This window comes from Spirosoma endbachense, assembly GCF_010233585.1.
Classification (GTDB): domain Bacteria; phylum Bacteroidota; class Bacteroidia; order Cytophagales; family Spirosomataceae; genus Spirosoma; species Spirosoma endbachense.
On sequence record NZ_CP045997.1, the window covers coordinates 8,678,265 to 8,699,300 of the forward strand.

Here is a 21,036-nt window from a genome sequence, read left to right on the forward strand (position 1 = left end):
GTTTTCAACATTTTTTTAAATTTAATGCCATTATAAGATAGCCTGCCATTATCTTTTGAGTCGGTTGATGCTTCAGATCTGTTTCTTTAAATAGTAGAAACTCTTTTTGCAGGAATAATTTCCCATAAACGGCACCAAGAAGTGAAAATAGTTTTGATAACCATTCGTTAAAATTTTTCTTGCGTTTAAACTCCTTCAAATTATCAACCTCTTCTATTTTCAGAATGTCAAATTGATTTGCGATTAATAACAATTTCCAATCTCTCAAATATGCATAGGTCGAGTTAGATTGAATAATACCAAATTTATCTTTTACGCGGCCATTAAACTGATGTATAGTTTCAGGCAATGTGCTTTCTAACCAGATTGTTTCGTTAAGTAGTAATTTTCCCGACGGCTTTAAGATCCGATTGAATAAAGAAATAATAGTTTGTAGTGACTCATCATCCTGTATTCCTAAAACAGATTCTACATAAATCTTATCAAAATAACTATCGGCAACATCATTAAACTGAGTTTCCACTATTTTTTCAATAACCGCCTGCTTATCTAATTGGCAAAATTTAAGTCTATCTATTGCCTTTACTATCATTAAATCTGATACATCAATACCATAAAATTTTGTTTGTTTATATCTAGATATTAGCTTTATTAACGTTGCTCCTGTACCTATGCCAAATTCTAATATTTTTTCACCAGGTTGACAGTCAAGCCAATCTATTAGATGCTCCGTAGCCAGTTCACCTTTCGCATGAAGGAAGGACCTATGTATTTCGGCGAAATAATCTAATAGCTGGCTCATTGATTTGTCACGTATTATCCTTCATTTAGAAGCATCTTCATTCTTTGATTACTTAGTTGCACTCTTATCAATTGGTAAGGAAACTTTAGCAATGATAGCATTGGCATTTTCCTCCAGCTCTTTATTGTCTTCTCTTTTTGGTAAAACCGATGTGTATACTCATATAACTGTCTATAGAACTTCGTCGAATAAGTAGCCTTGTACATCATGCATAAATCGTCCGAATTCTCCCAGTTTCGTTTCTTTTCAAATTGGGCTTTCACTCTTTCATAAAAGCCCGTTCCCGGCAAAGGATATGAAATCGAAATCCCTATATCATCCGGCATTAATTTCTTTACCATTAATAGCGTTTTCTGAATATCCGCCCATTGCTCACCTAGGTATCCATACTGCAAAAAGAATGCCACCTTAACTCCTTTCCGCTGTAGCAATTGAGTAGATTTTTCAATTTCTTCTATCGTAATTCCCTTATCCATTGCATCCAGTATTTTTTGAGATCCACTTTCTGCCCCAATCCATACCTCGTCAAGTCCTGCCTCAATTAGGTCTTGAATAGTATTCTCTTTTAATAACAAATCTGCTCTCGATTGAATTTTTAACCTAATTTCTAATTTCTGCACTTGCACTATCTCCTTAAATTCCTTGACCCAGCCTGGTTTTAAGCCAAATATATCATCACTAATCCAAAAATGCGCAGCCCCTTTCTTCACTAATATAGTTAATTCATCAACTACATTTTGTGGTGATCTGGAATTATATCGATTACCATAAATCGGTTTTGCGCACCAGTTACATTTAAATGGACAGCCACGGGTGGTAGCAATATTCAATGAAAAATATCCCTGCGATTTCATCCAAATATGCTCATAGTCGCTCAATTGAATTAAATCCCAAGCAGGAGTTGGATAAGTATCTAAAGCCGGAGTACTATTTTTTGGCTGCACACTTATTATCTCTTCTTCTTTCAAAAATGCAATACCTTTGAATTTATCAAGGTCTTTTAGGTCATTTTCGAGTATGTCTTGTAGTGTTTGCTCGGCTTCACCCAGCAAAATTATATCTGCGCCAACCTTTAGGTATTTTTCAAAGTGGTCAGTTGCATCTGCGCTATTGACTATTATTTTACAATCTGCTGCTTTCCCTAAGTTAATTAACTCAAAACAGGCTTCTCGCATCACAGTGAGGCACATTTTGCTTAGGTAGTTAAAGTTATCATCAAAAATTATCAGATAATCGGGTCGAAAATTTTCAAGTTTTGATTTTATTCCCAAAGTTGTTTCAACGAGGCTAGCATCAAATAAATCAACTTCATAGCCTAGTTCGCGCATTATAGCAGCGGCTAGTATTGTTCCATATGGTGGATAAGGCTTCTGCGCTTTCCACTGCTTCTTGTCAAAGCGATAAAAATAAGTATTTGCAAATAGTATTTTCTTTTTCATAAATCAATTTATATACATGAACTCTGTTCAATGCCTTCAAAATATTTTTTCATTATTTTAGGATATTTATCCGTAATATGCGATTTGGCAACATGCCTTTGTAGGTCTATGTAGTAATGTGAGTATTCGAAAAGCTTCGATTCAAATTTTTTCTTTCTTTTTTTAATTGAATAATTTAAAAGCCATTTATCAAGCCAATTCCCAAAGGCATTGTTAAAGCAAAATTCAATACTTCTTTGTATGAAAGAAAAATTTTTTGAAATATCATTCTTTGGCATCAGAGGATATTTTGGAAAATAATTATTAGTCCACTCATTCTCTTGCAGCATATTTTTGTAATAATTATATCCCAATAAAGGAATTAACGTTTTAATTTCAATTGCGGTATATAAGCTCTGCTCCTCTATTAATAGGTGTTCACTATCAATCAAATAATTGTAGCAGAAATATTTTGAGCTATTTAATAAAAATGTATGTCTGAATACACTACAAAACAAATGAGCAATCCATAGGCGTTCAGGCTCTGTAATTATAAAAAAATCAATATCACTATTTTCATCCATACAATCTTTAGAAATAGAACCTGACAGAAAAACTGCTCTAATAAATGGAAAATGAGCTATTACCCTAGTAATAATCCTAGCTCGATTTATGAAAATATCTGCCCGCTTATTCCTTTTTTTTCTATTTTCAATTATTTTATTATCGTTATGCAACGTATAGAAATCTTCTATTAAAAATATCTTTTTCTCGCTCCTTAGATTTATTAGGCATGTTTCTAATTGACTAATGTCAATTTTCCCCCTTTCGTAAATCTCTTTTTTTGTAAGCGGATAATTAAATATATTAGCATAAACAAGGATATTTAAAGTTTCTTGTTTATGTGTACTTTGATCCACAGTCTCATTTCCTACAAGTTCCATAGATTGTATTGAAAATAATTTACTTAATCAGAATCATGTCAAAGCGAATTTGTAGGCAAATAACTTGCCTTTCTCTCTACTTAAAATACAGACCAAACATGTGTAAAAATCATTAGGAGCTGTTCATTATTTACTCCCAATACGGAGTGACAAAGCTAAGGGTTGCGTATTAATAAAAAATTAATCCTCCTCCAAAATGTCACTTTTTTCTATATCTTCAATGCTTTATAAATGAATAATTAAAATCAATATGTTACTTTAATTTAAGTATATTATGGGTTACTCTTAATCATTGACTTATCTTTATAATTAATTACATTAATAATACCTTTATTAAGTCATTTCACGATTTTATGACAATAACTTTAAGCACAAAAAAACATCGGACTACCAAATGGTTATCCGATGTCGAAACTAAATAAACAAAACAAAAACACAAGTACTCCTTATAGTGTCTCCTATTCCATAACCATCTCGGTATGGGCAGACGCTTCGATTTTCTTACCAATGAACAACAGTAGCAGTGGCACACAAATCAGGAAGAATCCGCCGATAATCAGGAAGGCATCGGCATAGGTCATAACAAGTGCCTGTTTGATAACAGCACCCTGGATTACCCCATATGCTTTACCTGTTGCCGTCATTAAGGCATCGCCCTTAGACAGAAACAAGCCCGTATATTGACGAATTCGGTCAACTGATAATGGATTGTAGATGGATACATTATCCGACAATCGTGACGCATGAAATACGGTCCGTGTTGATATATACGTTGTCATGATGGCGGTTCCGAAAGTTCCGCCTAACTGACGAATCATACCTGTGAGAGCCGAGCCCTGAGGAATTTCAATGTTTTTCAGATCAGCCAGGGTTATGGTTGTCAGCGGAATAAAAATCAACCCCATACCAACACCCCGAATAATGAGTGGCCAGAAGAAATAATCGGGACCAGCCTCCAGGCTAATTGCCGACAAATCGAAACAGAATCCGAAGAACATCAGAAAACCAATGGCGGCATACCAGATTGGCGAGATGTAGTTTTTACTAAGCAACCCGCCAACAACGGGCATCATTAAACCCGTTGCAATTGAACCCGGCATTAGCAATAATCCGGTCTGGCTGGCAGTGAACCCCAGAATGGTCTGGCAGAAAACCGGAATGATAAAGACGGATGCAAACAGCCCAAAACCCAGGATAAAGTTAAACAATGTACCAACCGCAAATCGACGCTGGAGCAGTAGTCTCAAGTCGAGTATGGGCAGTTTTACGGCAAGTTGCCGCCAGATAAACCCAATCAGGCCAACAGCAGCGGCAATAGACATGCCTACAATGAAACTCGAATCGAACCAGTCTTTTTCCTCGCCTTTTTCCAGAATAATTTGTAAGCCACCGATTCCCATCGTCAGGAGTATCAGGGCCAGCCAGTCCATCTTACCCGCCACCATCTTCTCGGCGGGTTCTTTAATGTAGGTGTACGTTAGGAATGTGGCCAGTATTCCAAACGGAATATTGATGTAAAATACCCAGTTCCACGACAGGTTGTCGGTAATGTATCCGCCAAGAGTTGGTCCAATTGAGGGACCAATGATGACCCCCATCCCGAAGATCGCGTTGGCAATGCCCAGATCTTCTTTCGGGAAGGTCTGAATCAGAATGGATTGGGCTGTTGTTAGCAAACCTCCTCCACCGATACCCTGTACAACCCGGAAAAAGACCAGTTCCCAAACGTTGGTCGAGGTACCACAAAATACCGATGCAACCGTAAAGAGAATAATCGAAGCGGCAAAATAATTCCGGCGACCCAGTTTGGCTGTCAGCCAGCCCGACATGGTGATCATCACGGCACTGGCAGCTGCATACCCCGTAACAACCCAGCTAATATCGCCCAGTGATGCGCCGAGATTGCCCATCATCTGGTTCAGCGTAACGTTAACAATCGATGAGTCAATTGTTTGCAATAGGGCGGCTGTCGTTACCGTAAGTACGACGATCCATTTATCAAATCCTAACTTCATAGTGCCAAAGGTTTACGGTTTACAGTATTCCGTTAACGAGCGTCCAGCTCGACCAATAAGAAACATCAGTCAAGCAAAACCGGTAAACGGAATACTGTAAGTCGGTTCTATTTCTGTAAATCCACGGCCACTGTCGCACTCATACCAGGGCGAAGTTTAGCGTACAGCGGACTCTTTTTGTCCAGTTCGATACGTACAGGAATACGTTGTACGACTTTCACGTAGTTACCCGTAGCATTGTCGGGGGGAAGTAAGGAAAACTTGGCACCTGTTGCACCAGCAAACGAACCAACCTGACCCGTCAATTTCTCACCGCCGAAGGCATCGACATCGATGTCTACCGTCTGCCCAGGCACCATCTGATGCAATTGCGTTTCCTTAAAGTTTGCCGTTACCCAAAGATTGGTGTTGCCCACCACAGAGCATACAGCCTGACCTGCCTGAACTAATTGACCAATTTGTACGGAACGCTTTGAAACAACGCCTGAGGCTGGTGCACGTACAATCGTATACGAAAGTTGCAGTTTAGCCATGTCTAAATCCGCCTGACGCTGTTTAATCGTCGACTGGGCCACCGTAATCTGACCTTGTGTGGCCCTACGCTGTGAACTCGTAACACTGGTCTGCGTACCAGCCGCGTTTACCTGCGATTGAGCCGTTTGCAACTGAGCCTGAGCAGCCAGCAGTTGAGCCTGTGCAGCATCACGTTCAGCCTGAGCAACATCAAACTGTTGTTGGGGAACAGTTTTTTCAGCCAGCAGTCGGCTATAACGGTCAAAATCCTGATTGGCTTTACGGGCACGTGCCTGAGCAGCCGCTACATTAGCCTGAGCCGTGGCTACCTGATCGCGGGCAGTTTGTACACTTGCCTGCGAGCTTTGTACGGTCGCCGACGCAACATTTACCTGCGAGCGGGAAACCCCGACAGCAGCCATAGCACTTTGCAAAGCAGCTTCAGCCTGATCGACCCGAATGCGATAATCGGCATCGTCGAGCACAATAAGCGTATCGCCTTCTTTAACGAACTGGTTGTCTTTGAAGCGAATTTCCTTCACATAACCGCCCGCTTTGGGTATTACCGGGTTTACATCACCATCAATTTGAGCGTCGTCGGTAGTTTCATGACGTTGCAGGTAGCGAAACTCGCTGTACCCGAAAAAGAGGGCAATGGCCAGGATTACGACCCCTCCTACGCGGAATAAAATTTTCTTATCCATGATTGTATGCTATTGTCGAAACAAGATTAATTAAGGTTGTTGCCAGTGGCTTTTAACAGGCGTTGGTAAGCAAGCTGTGCGTCCACGGTGGCATTAATGACGTTAAGTTGAGCCTGAAGCAGAAAGCTGTCTGCTTCTAATAGATCAGTTGAACCAACCAGTCCATTACGGAAACGGGATTCCGTAAGGCGATAATTTTCCTGCGCCTGCCCGACAGACGTACGAATTACATTCTGTTGTTCGAGGGCCAGTTGGTAGTTATTATAGGCCGTAACGACCTCACTCCGAATCTGATCGGTTTGCTGTTGGCTTTGCAGATTCGCCTGATCAATGGCGGTTTGGGCACCATGCAGTTTCCCTTTCAGATTATACAGCGAACCGATGTTATACGTCAACCCCGCTCCTACATTCCAGGCGCTAATGAATGCTCCCCCCTCCGGAATAACCTGAGCGGTGGGGTTTATGTAATTGTAGCCAGCCGATACACCCAGATGCGGATACATAATACTCTTCGTATTGCGAAGCATCGCTTCAGCCGATTGAACCCGTAAACTATTTGCCTGTACTTCAGGCCGGGCCTGCACCGCCCGTGTCAGAAATGAACTCAGGGGCTCGGCCGTAACGACTGGATTGGCCAGCGTGGTATCAATCGCAATAGTCTGGTCTTCAGGCAGACCAACCAGCAAATTAAAGTTGTAAAGAGCCGTCTGGCGGGCTTTCTCGACCTGTAAACGACTCAATTGCAAATTGTTTTTCTGCAACTGAATCTTCAGCACTTCGTTGGCTGTCACGATTCCTTCTTTCTGTAGATTCGAAGCTTCACGCTCTTTTTCGTCGAACTGTTTGATATTCTGCTCAATAACGCCAATCGAACGCGCCAGCTTAACAATGTTGTAGTAGGCATCGGTTACCGTATAGACAAGTTCGGAACGATTTCGCTGTGCATCCAGATGGCTCGCTTTAGCCAGCAAATCAGCCGACCGCTCGGCCGACTTTTCGGCAAAACCTCCAAATACTTCCTTGCTAATTGTAACTCCACCCATTGTTGCATTGAATGCGCCAGCCGGTATCGTCAATGCCGATTTTCCATCGCTGCCAGCTCCCAGCGAAAACGGCCCGGTCAGGCTGTAACGTGAATAAGCCAGCGATGCATTAGCTTGTGGCAAACTACGATCTTTTGTCTCCTGTAAATGAGCTTCGGCAGCCTGCGTGCGCGAATCAGCCAGCTTAATTCCCTTATTGTTTTGCAGTGCAAGTTGGATTGCTTTGTCCAGAGGCACCACAGCTGGCGCTGTCTGCGCAACTGTTAGGCCTATGCCTGTTAGCCACAATCCAACTCCTATGATGTACTTTTTCATGTTAACGGTTTCTAATTTTTTCAAGGAGTGTGTTCATTATCCGGACTTCCTCGTCAGTTAAGTGGCTGAGGATCGATTCAAAATCTTTAAATTCAAGTGCTACTTTCTCGACAAATTGATGCGATTCTGGCGTAAGCCGCAGATTGACCCGCCGACGATTCAGTGGATCGATCTCCCGTCTAATCAGGCTTTTTGCTACCAGCCGATCAGTCAGTCGAGTCATGTCTGAGTTTAGATCAGTCATTTTTTCTTTCAGTTCACCGGCACTCAGACTATTCGGATAGACTTCCGATAACCGACGCAATGCGATGTATTGCTGAACCGATAAATCGAACGGCGATAGTTTCTGCTGAAAATGGTTAAAGATGTATCCATCAGTCTGGTGCAGGTTGGCAATGAGCCGATGGTGTTCATTTTTGAACTGATTTCCCATGTTTTCTAATCGTGTAACAAAGGTATAACCAACATTTGTTTAAACAAGTTTTGTGCAAACGACATTCAGGAGCCTCTAATGCATAAATTAGATTATTTCAATAATAAATTTTCAACAAAAAGCATTAAAACTGACCATAACTATCTCATAATAAAGTATTTAAAAATATTATATCAATATATTTTTTGAAAAATAAGTAAAATTATTTCCGGCATGAGGCAAATTTTTAATGGAATTTTAAGCTCCAAAATCAAGATAAAATGATACGCCTGAGGCTTAGTAGCAGTATTCACCTATAACAACCAGCGCTCCTAATACCGGAGCACTGGTTGTTATAGCAAAGTTTTAGAATAAAAGCTAGTTGGTAGTAATGTCAACCGAATTCATTGTCGACAATCGGCTTTAATGGAGTCGATACTTAATTGACATACTGGTTGTAATACGCAGCTGCTATCAATTTTTAGGTAAAATATCTAGATGTCCTATTTGTGTAGTAAATTGTATTCTGTACATGATAAAAATAATTATTTTAATGAACTTAGGACTTTTGCTCAGAACCGTGCCACGGTTACTGTTGATGTCTTAATAACCGTGGCACAGTTCTGAGCAAAAGTCCTGAAATGTATCAGGCCCCCTTCCTATTGATTGGGCTATATCAATGCCTTTAATTAACCTAAAACTAACGTATGAGACGTGTAATAACCTCCGCCAGTCTGCTTGTGTTGCTGTCGGTATCGATTGGGTTTGGTCAAAACTGGACGGAAACTAAAATTGGAGTCTGGACCAAGGTGATCAATAAAGATGGGCAAACGTTGGGGTACTCTCCAGCCTCTGGAGTCAAGCTACTAACCGTCGATGCTTTGGCGTTTAAAGACCTAAATAAAAACGCCAAACTGGACCCCTACGAAGACTGGCGATTACCCATTGCAACCCGCGCCAAAGACCTGGCCTCGAAATTATCGGTTGAGCAAATTGCCGGTCTAATGCTTTATAGCAAACATCAGCCGATTCCAGCCCCAGCTGGTGGACCTTTTGCGGGTACATATGGCGGAAAAGTATTTGCGCAAAGTGGCGCGAATGTAGCTGACTTGTCCGATCAGCAACGGGAGTTTTTGACCAAAGACAACCTGCGCCATGTATTGGTTACGTCGGTCCAAAGTCCGGAAGCAGCCGCGCAGTGGAATAACAATGCTCAGGCACTGGTAGAAAGCCTTGGTCTGGGAATTCCGATCAACAGTAGTTCAGACCCACGTCACAGTACGAGAGCCGATGCCGAATACAATGCCGGAGCTGGTGGCTCAATTTCAATGTGGCCCGGTTCATTGGGACTAGCCGCTACATTCAACCCGGATCTGGTGAAACGATTTGGCCAGATTGCCGCCACTGAATACCGGGCACTGGGCATTGCCACAGCCCTTTCTCCACAGGTCGATTTAGCAACCGATCCACGTTGGAACCGGGTAAGTGGCACCTTTGGTGAAGACCCACAACTGGCTACCGACATGGCCCGCGCTTACATTGATGGTTTCCAGACCTCAGTCGGCGCAAAGGAAATAACCGGAGGCTGGGGTTACAACAGTGTAAATGCAATGGTTAAACACTGGCCAGGTGGTGGTTCTGGCGAAGGTGGTCGTGATGCACACTATGGGTATGGAAAATATGCCGTTTATCCAGGGAAGAACTTTGAATCGCATTTTCGCCCCTTCACCGAAGGTGCCTTCAAACTCAGTGGAAAAACAGGTACGGCATCAGCGGTCATGCCGTATTATACCATTTCGTTCAATCAGGACAAAAAATATGGCGAGAATGTCGGCAATAGCTACAATAAATACATCATTGGTGATTTATTGAGGGGCAAGTATCACTATGATGGTGTGGTTTGCACCGACTGGCTGATAACAGCCGACGAAACAGCCGTTGACGTCTTTCTGACGGGCAAATCGTGGGGTGTTGAAAAACTATCGGTCCCGGAGCGTCACTATAAAGTACTACTGGCGGGAGCCGACCAATTTGGTGGTAACAACGATGCTGGGCCTGTAATTGAAGCCTATAAAATGGGGGTTAAAGAAAAAGGCGAAGCGGCAATGCGGGCACGGTTTGAACAATCGGCAGTACGGTTGCTGAAAAATATCTTTCAGGTCGGTTTGTTTGAAAACCCATACCTCGAACCAGAAACGTCTCGTAGTGTAGTCGGTAAGCCTGAATTTATGCAGGCAGGTTACCAGACACAATTGCAATCGGTCGTGCTGTTGAAAAATAAGGCAAAAGCCCTGCCACTGACGAAAGGAAAAACAGTGTACATACCCAAACGATTTACGCCCGCAGGCCGCAATTTTCTGGGGATGGAAACGCCCGAAAAGCTGGAATATCCTGTCAATTTGGCCATTGTCAAGAAGTACTTCACCGTTACGGACAATCCCGACGAAGCTGATTACGCACTGGTGTTTATCCAAAGTCCGAATTCAGGTGGTGGCTACAATAGCGATGATGCAAAATCTGGTGGTACCGGCTATGTTCCTGTAAGTCTTCAATATGGTGATTATACAGCGCAGGGGACACGTAATCCCAGCATCGGCGGTGGCGACCCGCTCGAAAAATTCACCAACCGGACTTACAACGGCAAAACGGCAAAAACAATCAACGGTACCGACTTGGGCATGGTGAACGACACTTACGCAAAAATGAAAGGCAAACCTGTAATTGTTTCGCTACAGGTATCGAATCCAACGGTAGTTGGAGAATTTGAAAAACAGTCGAATGCAATACTGGCACACTTTGGTGTTCTGGATCAGGCTTTGCTGGATATTCTAACAGGAGCCAGTGAGCCATCGGCTTTACTACCGATGCAGTTTCCAGCCGACATGAAGACTGTAGAAGCCCAGTCTGAAGATGTTCCGCGTGACATGAAGTCTTATATTGACTCCGAAGGAAACGTTTATGATTTCGGGTATGGACTAAACTGGAAAGGTGTCATTCAGGATGCCCGCACAGCTAAATACAAGAAAGCGGCACTTAGCATGAAATGAAATCGGTGTTGACATAGCTAATGTGACATACCAGTCAACCGAAAAAACGATACCATTGCTTCCTGTTTCTTCTTGTTTTTTTAAGTGCGTATTGGCTCTGTAGTGCTTTCCCTGTGCTTCACCCCTCTTGTTAAGTTAACAGAGATTTAGCGTGGGAATGCATTATAGGGCTTTTGTTTTTTCCGGGTAAGCCCGAAAAGCGAATTCGTCAAATCTTCAGTTGCTGCAAAAATTCCATTCATAAAGATTTTCCTGCAAATAACTATAAACTCATTGTTACTAATTGATAGCCAACCAGTCTATACTAGTACAGTTGCTTTATTAATATAGCAGGCTACTGTTCTGCCTTAGCCAAAAGGCCTAAAACTTCCTGGCTAGAATTAGTACCCATTATTTAAACAAATGAGAAGATACTTATCATGGGAAATTGGCTACTCAGTAGTTGCCGGCCAGTTAATTATGAAATCCACTCATTAGTTTACGCCGATAACCCGCCGGAGAAAGTCTATGGATAGTAAGTACCCAACCTATTACATCAGTATCGATGAGCTTATGATTGTTTTTATGGCTCTGCCTGAGAATCCGAACCATAAGCTTCGTTTTATCACCTTACCTATCTCTCTCAGAAGTGAAAGTGGCCAACTGAGCGACTATCTGCTACAATTTGACTGGAATGACACATGCCAGGACTGGGAACTGAGTCAGGGGCAGCCTATAGCCATAACAGCCAGATATCATGCTCCCTCTAGTTGCGAGAATTTATCCCCTACTGTAGTAAGGTAAATGGTCTGAATTCTTGCTTCATCGGCTGGAAACCCATATATCCATGGTAAGGGGGAATATTCAGCAGTGAAAACAGGCGATTTAGCCTGGCAATTCAGGCATTCAGATAGATTGACTGGCAGCAGCAGTCAAAAGCACTAATCTTTGTTATAACGTATAGCTTGGGTATGTATAGCCTGAGTTAATAAACTGTTGCAACAATCTCTGATAGGTATATCACCTCAATGATAGAGATGGTAACCCAACTTATTTTTTACTATGAGAAAATCGTCATTTGCCAGCATTAGCATTCAGTTCGTAAATAAAGCCGTTCAAGACGCGATTCGTCGATGCGAACGAATTGTTGTTGTTGGCCCTTCCGATGAATATGAGAAGATCTATTTCTTTACTGGCAAAAAGAATTATTTTCGCTATTACACGATTGACCTGACAGCGATTGACTCAACAGTTCCCAAGCGTTTTCAACAGGCTAAACGAGGGTTCTACGATGAGGTTTTAAGCAGAGAGCCGCTTGCTCAGGCAGTTACCAGAATTGAAGCCAGCCAGTTGCTGAACACGAATTCGACAAATCAACTGGCCCCTAATATGCCAACGATAAAGTCGAACTCAGCGCTAGTGCAATGGGTAAAAGGATTGCTTATTCCTTAGCCGACTGGTATAAAAGGAGAATAGATCCTTCTTCAGTTAATCAATAACTGAAATTAAGTACTAAAGATAAAAGCCAGCCTACAGTATAGGCTGGCTTTTATCTTTAGTACTTGTGCATTATAGTGTTTGTTCTCTTTTCGTCGTAAAAAAAAGCCGGAAGCGTTGGCTTCCGGCTTTTTTTATTGTTACGTATCCTATTCGACACCGAACATCACGTCTGACCGACGGCCGCTGTTACCAGCCCGACGACGCGTTGCTTTTTTCTTAACCGGTGCAGGCGGTGCCAGTAATTTGGCTTTCTGTTCATCTGTCAGTGGCTTCAGGTCAGTGATCGAGTAGCTGTTGTCGCTAATCGTCGTGTTGAAGCTACCCACTGGCTGTTCAGGCTGACCGTTGCATGGCAGTTTCGTGACTGTGAATATAGCTTTGAAGTACTGCACTTGCGGACGTACCCGACGGCCTTTGTAACGAATTGCGTTGCCGCTTTCGATTTTAGCTTTCTCAGCCTGGAACTGTTGAGCTAAATCACCTGGCAGATCGCGAAGGTTCAGGATAACCGTGTTGGTATCAAACTCGATCGCGCTGGTTGCCAGCTTGCGATTCAGACCACGGTAGCGTAGGCGGGTAACTGTATCGCCAACTGATGTGATTGTACCATTACAGTAGCAGACATTAGCCACTTCACGTGTGTATGGAGTACGGTAGTATACTTCCAGACGCTCCAGACGGTGACGGTATTCGCACTCAGGCCGAGGTGGAATTTTTGGGCGAATAACCGAGAAGCTCGTCGTAGCGACTTCACTCATACAGGAACCACACTTGGCATTCTGGCGGTTGTGTACCGTTACGTAGTAGAAACCTGGATTTACCTGACCCTTCGAGAAATAAGCAGTCGGGAATGTCAGTGTTGTATCCGTTGTGTTTTCCAGTTGAGCAATTACCAGATCAGAAGAACCGGCAACTACAGAGTCCGGACGGTAATACAACCGGGCAGTGAATGTTTCGTTCTTCGGATTGGGAGTCGTGCTGCGCCAGCTGATAACAGGAGCGGGTGCGTTTAGGTCAACAGGCGGCATTTGCTGTGCGTTTGTGCTGTCAACAAATGCGAGCGATACACCTTTAAGCGTATTACCATTAAACTTCACGCGGAGTTCTGGAATCGAGTCGCAGGTTGGGCAAACCGTTGGTGCTTTTGGAATCAGCTTTTTCTGAACGAAGCCTTTACGTACGGCTAAACCAGCGCTGAAACCACCATGTGTACGCTTGAATTCATACAGAACATCCTGCTGACCGTTAACGATCAGGTAGTTCAGTTTTGTGATAAATCCTTGTCCCTGGATACCGATGTTCCAGTTATTGCGTCCAATTGGGAAGAAGATGGCCAGATTTCCAATTGCCCCTAAGTGATACAGGTTAGAACTTGGATTGACCGTACGAATCAGTCGACCGCCTTCAACAAGTGGGCCACTTGAGATAATACCACCCTGCGATGGGATGAAAGCCGAGATGGTAGCTGCTTCTGTTCGGAACAATCCACCATAAGCCCCTGCCTCAATGAATGTAGTGGCATCAGGATTCTTACGACTCCGGGCCAGGGTAAACGTGATAGCTGGTCCGACGGTCAGGAACATATCTTCCGAAGCACGCTGGCGGATTGTCACCTGATCACGGTTAACGCCTTGCGCAGCTGCCAATCCGTATAGGTAATCGCGATAAATGTTTCGGGTAATGTAGTTCTGATAACCGAAAGCCGATCCTAAAGCAAAACGAAGCCGTCGGGTAGCTGGGGTAAAGAAATACTGAACAGTGGCGGTAACGTTAAAACCGGCACCGTTGTATAAGGTATTATCCCGTTTAGTTGGACCAAACGTATTTTCCCAGGTACCGCAATAAGCGAAGTTCGGTCCTGCATACAGCCCAACACGCCAGGGTGAGAGCCGGCGAACCAGAACAAAGGTTTGAAATGTGGTATCGCAATCATCCAGCTCAGCCACATCGCTAGCCTGAGCCTTGAATTCATCCCGACGTAAAGTGTCGGTATAAACTCCTTTGCCCAGGCGATAGATATTCTCTCGCGGGTACGATTGATTAGTTGTTGTCGGGGTATTAGTCCGAACAGTGTCGGCCTGTTGGGCCTGTGTGCCGAAAGGGGCAGCAAAACTCAGCAACACGAGTCCAGCCAGCATCCGCAGGGGGTGTCGTTGGATAAATGTTCGCATAGGTACGTAATTAATTTTGACGCAATGTTTCAAACTAAACTTTAATTCTCCCAAAAGCCATTAAAGAAACTTATGGAACGGTCAAACCACTTGTCAAGTAGTTTTTGCTACTTTTCAGTTAAGTGCTTAAACGCTATAATTCTTCAAATGGCTATTAGACGGACTAATGTTTCTTTTGCCACACAAAGCTATTATAACTTTAGCACAAAGACGGTCAAATTTGCTCTACAAGACTGTTTTTTTACAAAGAATTGGTTCCACTGGTAAGCTGCAATCACCCAAAAGTCTTCTAGTCAGCCTATTGCTTTAAGATTCCTTAGAGGCACTATCCGTTGGAAAAATATTTATAAATTAGTGTGGAGTGGTCTGCTAAAAGCCATAGCTGGTAATCCTTTTTCCGTTAACCAGTTCAACTATGATCCTTTGTTGAAATAAAGCTGTTCTTTTTTATAACAGCGGATATTGTTTGACCGGCCAATTATAGGTATTAACTGCTAAATCCCCAACAAAAGGTTTCATATAACTTTCATTTTCCTAGCTTCTTCCCAATTCTTCTAGGATTTCTTCCATATTTCGGTTGTTTTCATCCGGTTGTTGGATGGCTTCGAGTTCTTGTTGTACGATACGAAGGATGCGGGCAATGTAATCGGCGTGCCAGTGCTGCCGTTTTTGTGCCTGCTCGGGGGTTGGGATAAAGTATTCTATTTCGTCATCGGTTACTACCTGTTTCACTTGCAACAATCGTTCCAAGGTATCTAAACGTTCGCGCGTAACGGCTAATTCACCAGCTACTGCCATCGTAATAGTTAGCACTCGTTCGACTGTTTCATCACTAAAAAAATAAGGTCTTTGGCCTTTCGCTTTATTATTCGAAAGCAGAATCTCATTAATCATAATGACAGTTTATGATTTCTGTTTTAAAAAGATGCATTTAAAATAAAAACCGTAACCAACTCATTGGATTTATTTCCAGGCACCAAATACGTTTTGCCGGGCCTGGAAGCCATTTCCTACTAATTGGTGGTTATTATTGACAATAGGAATTCCAAATTGCAATAGGTTATCAGACTGGAAACCGGCCGACTTCATCCATTCCGTTTTATCCATTTGATGCATAACACGGTAGAATGGTTCGTTGTTATTAAATGTATCCCAGTCACGCATAAACTGGTCAAATAAAGACATCTCGGCCGTATTCTGTGCATGCTCTACATGAAGCATCAATCCGCCGGATGCTAGTACACGATAAACTTCCCGGACAATATTGTTTATAGCCCTGATCGAGGTTTCGTGAAGAAACATGGTCGACTGAACCCAATCAAAGGAGTCATTGTCAAAGGGAATCGTTTCGGCATTCGCTTGTATAAACCGAACGTTTTCGACTCCCAACGAAACCGCACGTGCATGTCCATAGCGAAGCATTGGCGCACTGACATCAATGCCTATTACCTCAGCATCAGGGTTTTCTATCGCTAAGGGCAGCGTATTAAGACCTGCTCCACAGCCTATATCCAGAATGCGACGGGGCTTGAATTCTGGATAATTGTGCGTCAGCCAGTTAACCAGGGCTTTACCGCTACCATCAGAAAGTTCGCCAAATTCGCCCGATGTTGTCACAAAAAAACTGGCATCTTCAGCTGCTGCATTGGCTACATCTCCGGCAATGTATTCAGTATAGTAACCTCCGGGTAAACAGTGATAGTCTACTACCTTCAGGTAATGAGGTATTTCCAGATCCGGATTCAGGGTTAGTGTTTCGGGGCGCTGGTCATTATAATAGCTGGCTTTATCGGCAAGGCTATCAATTTGGCGTAGCACCATAGACCGACTTGCCTGCTGCGTCATTTCCAGCGTTGCTCGACGTAATGCGCTCGACATCTGATAGTATGTATCTTGCTGCATAGCCTCTTTTACCTCTGCCGGTGTATGAAAATCATGGCCGGTTCGCGCCTGAAACCAAGGTTTTATACGTTTGTCGAAAGCCACTTTGTTGCCTGGTTTTACAACAGTGGCAAGATGTCGATTGAGATTGGTCAGAAAATTGAAACGGGCGTTTTCATCGTGAGAAATCTCTGGGAAAGCACCGTGTTTTTCAACATGATTATAGACCGGCGGCAGGTTAATGGCTTGCGCCTTTTCGTCGGTTCTATTCATTAGTTTATTCAGTTTTGCTTTGTACTGATAACTGCCAGCTACCTGAAAGGTTTTAGACTATTTTATTTCATCGAATAACTACAAATTTCCTTCTATTTAATCAATAATATACCCCAAATCCCGATCTCGCTCAATGGCGGACAGTTCCCGTTCAGTTGCCGGGCCATATCCGCCCGACCCAGGCAACTGGAGGATTACTTCCTCGCCAAAACGTAATTTAGCCAGACCTTTGGGTGGTAAAAACCGCTCTGGTGTGCTATGTAGAGCACCGCCCTTTCCCGCATCGCCACCCAAAAGTCCATGTGGCTGAGTTTTTAGTTTTTCGGTCAGTATCGATATCGTGATTGGTTCGCTGCCAACCATGCGAAAGCTGAATGTTTGCCCTAAGCCTCCTCTAAATCGACCATTCCCACCGGTTCCGGCCCGTAACGATTTTTCGGTAACCAGCACCGGTGCATTCCGTTCCAGCACTTCAATCGGAACATTGGCTACATTGGTCGGAAAACTTAACGTGTTAATACCATCCATGGTTGGGCGAGCGCCATAGCCTCCATTCAGGAAACAGTATTCAACGAATTCCATCTTCCGGTTTTCAATCCCCTTTTTTGTCTTTACGAGCGTTTCTTTCTGGCCGTTCAAAACAATGCTCCAGCAGGCAGAGCCGCAATCGGCCTGCACCTGCATGGGTACGGCCTGCGCCAGAGCACCGAATAAGGGAGCATGAAGCAGATTACCCGTCACATAACGCCCACCCAAAGGAACCGGTCGCTGGGCGTTTAGCAGCGAGCCTTTCGGGGCCGAAACCCTGATGGGTCGAAATGAGCCTTCATTAGATGGAACATCCGGACTGAATACGCATTTAATCGGATAGGCAGTATAAGCATATACGTAGTTAAAGACGGCATTTATTGCCAGTGAGTGTGCCTTTGACGTTCCGGCATAATCTACACGTATCTCATCGTTCTGAATCGTGACGGTACAATTGATATGTGCAGGTTCGTCGAGGCCATCTCCATCAGCCGGATAAAAATAATGATACGTTCCATCGGGAGCCTTCCTGATGGCCTCCCGCATTGCCTGTTCCGATGCCCGAATCACCTGATCGCCCAAAGCCACGAGATCATCCATTTGATGTCCATCCATCATGCGCATGAGCGAGCGAATCCCCTGCTCGCTCGCAGCAACCTGCGCCCGAATGTCGCCAAGGGTTTGCTGTGCGGCCCGGACATTAGCCTCAATAAGCGAGAATATTAACTGATTGGGCTTTCCGGCCTCATACAGTTTGGTCGGCGGAATTAACAATCCCTCTTCATATAAATCACGAGCTCCTGCTCCCCAAAGAATACCGCCCATATCGGGGGAGTGAGCAATACAGCCAATGAAACCGATCAATTTCATAGCGCCGAAATCGCTTTGCGACCGAAAAATAGGAGTAACTAAACCCACGTCGGCTTTCGCACCTGCACAAAGCCAGGGATCATTCGTTATAACCACATCGCCAGCCTGCCAGGTATCGGCCGGGAAGTAATCGGACAGTAAAGCTCTCGTTAACATCGGCAGCACACCCATAAAGGCAGGCACGCTGGTAGCTGACTGTGCCACCGAATTCCCATCGGTATCCATAAGCACAATAGCAAAGTCGTTCGATTCGCGGGTGCCCGTCGAAAAAGCCGTTCGTTTCAACGTAATACCCGCTTCATCGACAACAGCCAATAGCCGCGCCCATAGAATACTGAGCGTAACGGCATCGTAAGTTTTAACTGGATCTGCTGGCTGCATGACTGAATATAATTAGGAAGACTCTATTCTACGCCGAACTCATTACCAGCATCGATAAACCATGGATCAATAGTGGCTTATCGTTTCAGGCTAATGATCAGATTTCTGTGCTCATCCATCCGCACATACGCTCGATTGCCAATAACGACCGTCGACTCTACTTCTTCGATGATAGCCGGACCGGATAAATATTCGTTGGGCCGGATTTGGTAGCGATCATAAACCGGACAGGCACAGGGAACGGTATCTCCGCTATAATACACCTGTCGATATCCTTTCAATCCCGAAAAATCTTTACCGCCTTCAATCCGCTTTTGCTCGATGTTTGCTCGCTTAGGGCTAAAGAATACAGGAAGACTACTAACCATAACACGCCACGTAACCGCTTCAATAACGGCATTGTCGATTGTGGTACCAAACCGAAGTTGATACTCTTCGCCAAAACTGGCTTCGAGTTCGACCATTGACAGGGGCGAAAGAATTCCATTGGGAACTCTGACCGAAATTTCATGTCCCTGCCCCATATACCGCATATCAGCCATACGTGTGACGGTAGCTTCAGCTGATTTATGGCCTGTTTGCTCCAGAAAATGAAAACCCTCCTCTTCCATATCGGCAAGCACATCGTTCAGCCGTGCCCAATCGAGACGGGCAATCGGACACACGTAACTGCGAACCCGTTCGGAAGCAGTCGGCGATACCAGAAAACCAAGCGCCGATGTTACGCCAGCTCCAACCGGAATAATCAACTCCGGCGATCCCAGCAACCGTGCTACATCGAAGGCATGAACGGGTCCAGCTCCACCAAAGGCCAGTAAACTGTAGTTACGGGGATCATGCCCTTTCCCCAGAATATGGACACGGGCCGCATTGGCCATGTTCTCGTTCACAATTCGGTGAACACCCATTGCGGCCTCCCGAACACTAATGCCAAGAGGTTTGGCTATATGCTCTTCTACAGCGTGCTGAGCTGCGGCCTTGTCTAAGCGGATGCTGCCACCAAGGAAATAATCTTCGTTTAAATACCCCAGCAAGAGGTCGCAATCGGTAACAGTTGGCCGTGTGCCTCCTCGTCCATAGCAGGCTGGCCCCGACTCGGTCGTCGCACTTTCCGGACCTACTTTCAACAGACCAAGTTTGTCTACGTAAGCAATGCTACTGCCTCCGGCGCCAATTTCAGTCATATCAATCAATGGGATTCGGACGGGCAATCCAGAGCCTTTTTTGAATCGACTTACACGAGCTACTTCAAACTCGTTTGTCAGTTCAGGCTGATGATTAAAAATCAACGATGTTTTCGCCGTAGTTCCTCCCATATCGAAGGTAGCGATGTCAGTATGCCCCGTAAGTTTCCCAAAAAACACACCAGCCATAGCTCCCCCGGCCGGGCCGGATTCGAGCAGTTGAATGGGCTTTTGCCGAGCTCCATCAACGGTAGTCAGCCGCCCACTCGACAGCATGATCTGAAGGTTACCCAAAAAGCCAATTTCAGTAAGCTGACTGTTCAACGCATTCAGGTATTGATCAATCAGCGGCTGCACGTACGCATTCATTGCCGTTGTGGAGGTGCGCTCGTATTCACGCAGTTCGGGCATGATATCCACCGACAAACTGACATAAATCTCCGGATAACGCTGCCGGATGAAATTGCCCAGCGCCCGTTCGTGCACAGGATTGGTAAACGACTGGAGCAGACAGACCGCTATCGACTGAACGCCCCGCCCAACAAGTTCTTCAACAATGTGAGCGACATCGTCCTCCATCAACGGAGTCAGCACATTTCCCTGATAATCTACCCGCTCCGAAACCCCAAATCGCAAAGTACGCGGCACCAGCGGCTCCGGCATGGTAATCTGAAGGTCATATACGTCGTAGCGATATTCGCGCCCTATTTCGAGAACGTCTTCAAATCCGCGCGTGGTTATCAGGCCGGTTTTAGCGCCTTTTCGTTCGATAATGGCATTCGTAACCAGGGTGGTCCCGTGGATGATCGTGCCAATGTCGGGAAATTGAAGTCCTGCCCGACTCAGTAAATCTGTTGCACCAGCAATAACACCATTGGTAGGATTATCGTAGGTAGTCAACGTTTTATTAAAATTAAGCTCACCGGTCGTTTCATTAAGAAGGACCAGGTCTGTAAATGTTCCGCCGATGTCGATACCAAGTTTGTACATACGAAAGGCAGTAGGCAGTGTGCAGGTCTCAATAGGTGGTTTGCCGTTTCCAGTAGATGTGTTACG

The 21,036-nt window shown here is 44.3% G+C and carries 14 protein-coding genes; 2 read left to right on the forward strand and 12 right to left on the reverse strand.

The genetic code is table 11. From position 1 onward, the window contains the following. Window positions 1–4: 4 nt before the first annotated feature. From GJR95_RS35150 to GJR95_RS35180, 7 genes are all read right to left on the reverse strand, one after another. Complete coding sequence (locus GJR95_RS35150; RefSeq protein ID WP_162390301.1) at window positions 5–802, reverse strand: class I SAM-dependent methyltransferase; 798 nt, start codon at window positions 800–802, stop codon at window positions 5–7. Between the two features lie 14 nt (window positions 803–816). Further along, window positions 817–2,241 (reverse strand): B12-binding domain-containing radical SAM protein, encoded by a 1,425-nt coding sequence (locus GJR95_RS35155; protein WP_162390302.1) that lies wholly within the window; start codon window positions 2,239–2,241, stop codon window positions 817–819. Between the two features lie 8 nt (window positions 2,242–2,249). Next, window positions 2,250–3,164 (reverse strand): nucleotidyltransferase domain-containing protein, encoded by a 915-nt coding sequence (locus GJR95_RS35160; RefSeq protein WP_162390303.1) that lies wholly within the window; start codon window positions 3,162–3,164, stop codon window positions 2,250–2,252. A gap of 458 nt (window positions 3,165–3,622) precedes the next feature. Then, a complete protein-coding gene (locus GJR95_RS35165) occupies window positions 3,623–5,179 on the reverse strand; it encodes a DHA2 family efflux MFS transporter permease subunit (RefSeq protein WP_162390304.1) in 1,557 nt (518 codons plus the stop codon). A gap of 107 nt (window positions 5,180–5,286) precedes the next feature. Further along, window positions 5,287–6,396: an HlyD family secretion protein gene (locus GJR95_RS35170; RefSeq protein WP_162390305.1), complete on the reverse strand. Its 1,110-nt coding sequence runs from the start codon at window positions 6,394–6,396 to the stop codon at window positions 5,287–5,289. 26 nt (window positions 6,397–6,422) lie between these two features. Beyond that, a complete protein-coding gene (locus tag GJR95_RS35175) occupies window positions 6,423–7,754 on the reverse strand; it encodes a TolC family protein (protein ID WP_162390306.1) in 1,332 nt (443 codons plus the stop codon). A gap of 1 nt (window position 7,755) precedes the next feature. After that, a complete protein-coding gene (locus GJR95_RS35180) occupies window positions 7,756–8,187 on the reverse strand; it encodes a MarR family winged helix-turn-helix transcriptional regulator (protein WP_162390307.1) in 432 nt (143 codons plus the stop codon). A 686-nt stretch (window positions 8,188–8,873) separates the two neighbouring features. Here GJR95_RS35180 and GJR95_RS35185 point away from each other — a divergent pair. Continuing rightward, window positions 8,874–11,213 (forward strand): glycoside hydrolase family 3 protein, encoded by a 2,340-nt coding sequence (locus GJR95_RS35185; protein WP_162390308.1) that lies wholly within the window; start codon window positions 8,874–8,876, stop codon window positions 11,211–11,213. Between the two features lie 1,041 nt (window positions 11,214–12,254). Continuing rightward, entirely contained in the window at window positions 12,255–12,644 is a 390-nt protein-coding gene (locus GJR95_RS35190; protein ID WP_162390309.1) for a hypothetical protein, read from the forward strand. A gap of 194 nt (window positions 12,645–12,838) precedes the next feature. On the opposite strand, the gene GJR95_RS35195 is transcribed toward GJR95_RS35190, so the two are convergent. The 5 genes from GJR95_RS35195 to GJR95_RS35215 form a co-directional block, all read right to left on the reverse strand. Then, window positions 12,839–14,830 carry a hypothetical protein gene (locus tag GJR95_RS35195; protein ID WP_162391988.1) on the reverse strand — a complete coding sequence of 664 codons (1,992 nt, stop codon included), beginning with the start codon at window positions 14,828–14,830 and terminating at the stop codon, window positions 12,839–12,841. 567 nt (window positions 14,831–15,397) lie between these two features. After that, a complete protein-coding gene (locus GJR95_RS35200) occupies window positions 15,398–15,757 on the reverse strand; it encodes a hypothetical protein (protein ID WP_162390310.1) in 360 nt (119 codons plus the stop codon). Between the two features lie 69 nt (window positions 15,758–15,826). Beyond that, on the reverse strand, window positions 15,827–17,017 hold the full coding sequence (locus tag GJR95_RS35205; protein WP_162390311.1) for a class I SAM-dependent methyltransferase: 1,191 nt from the start codon (window positions 17,015–17,017) through the stop codon (window positions 15,827–15,829). Window positions 17,018–17,113: 96 nt separating this feature from the next. Next, a complete protein-coding gene (locus GJR95_RS35210; protein ID WP_162390312.1) occupies window positions 17,114–18,796 on the reverse strand; it encodes a hydantoinase B/oxoprolinase family protein in 1,683 nt (560 codons plus the stop codon). Between the two features lie 77 nt (window positions 18,797–18,873). Beyond that, window positions 18,874–20,970 carry a hydantoinase/oxoprolinase family protein gene (locus GJR95_RS35215; RefSeq protein ID WP_162390313.1) on the reverse strand — a complete coding sequence of 699 codons (2,097 nt, stop codon included), beginning with the start codon at window positions 20,968–20,970 and terminating at the stop codon, window positions 18,874–18,876. Window positions 20,971–21,036: the final 66 nt, after the last annotated feature.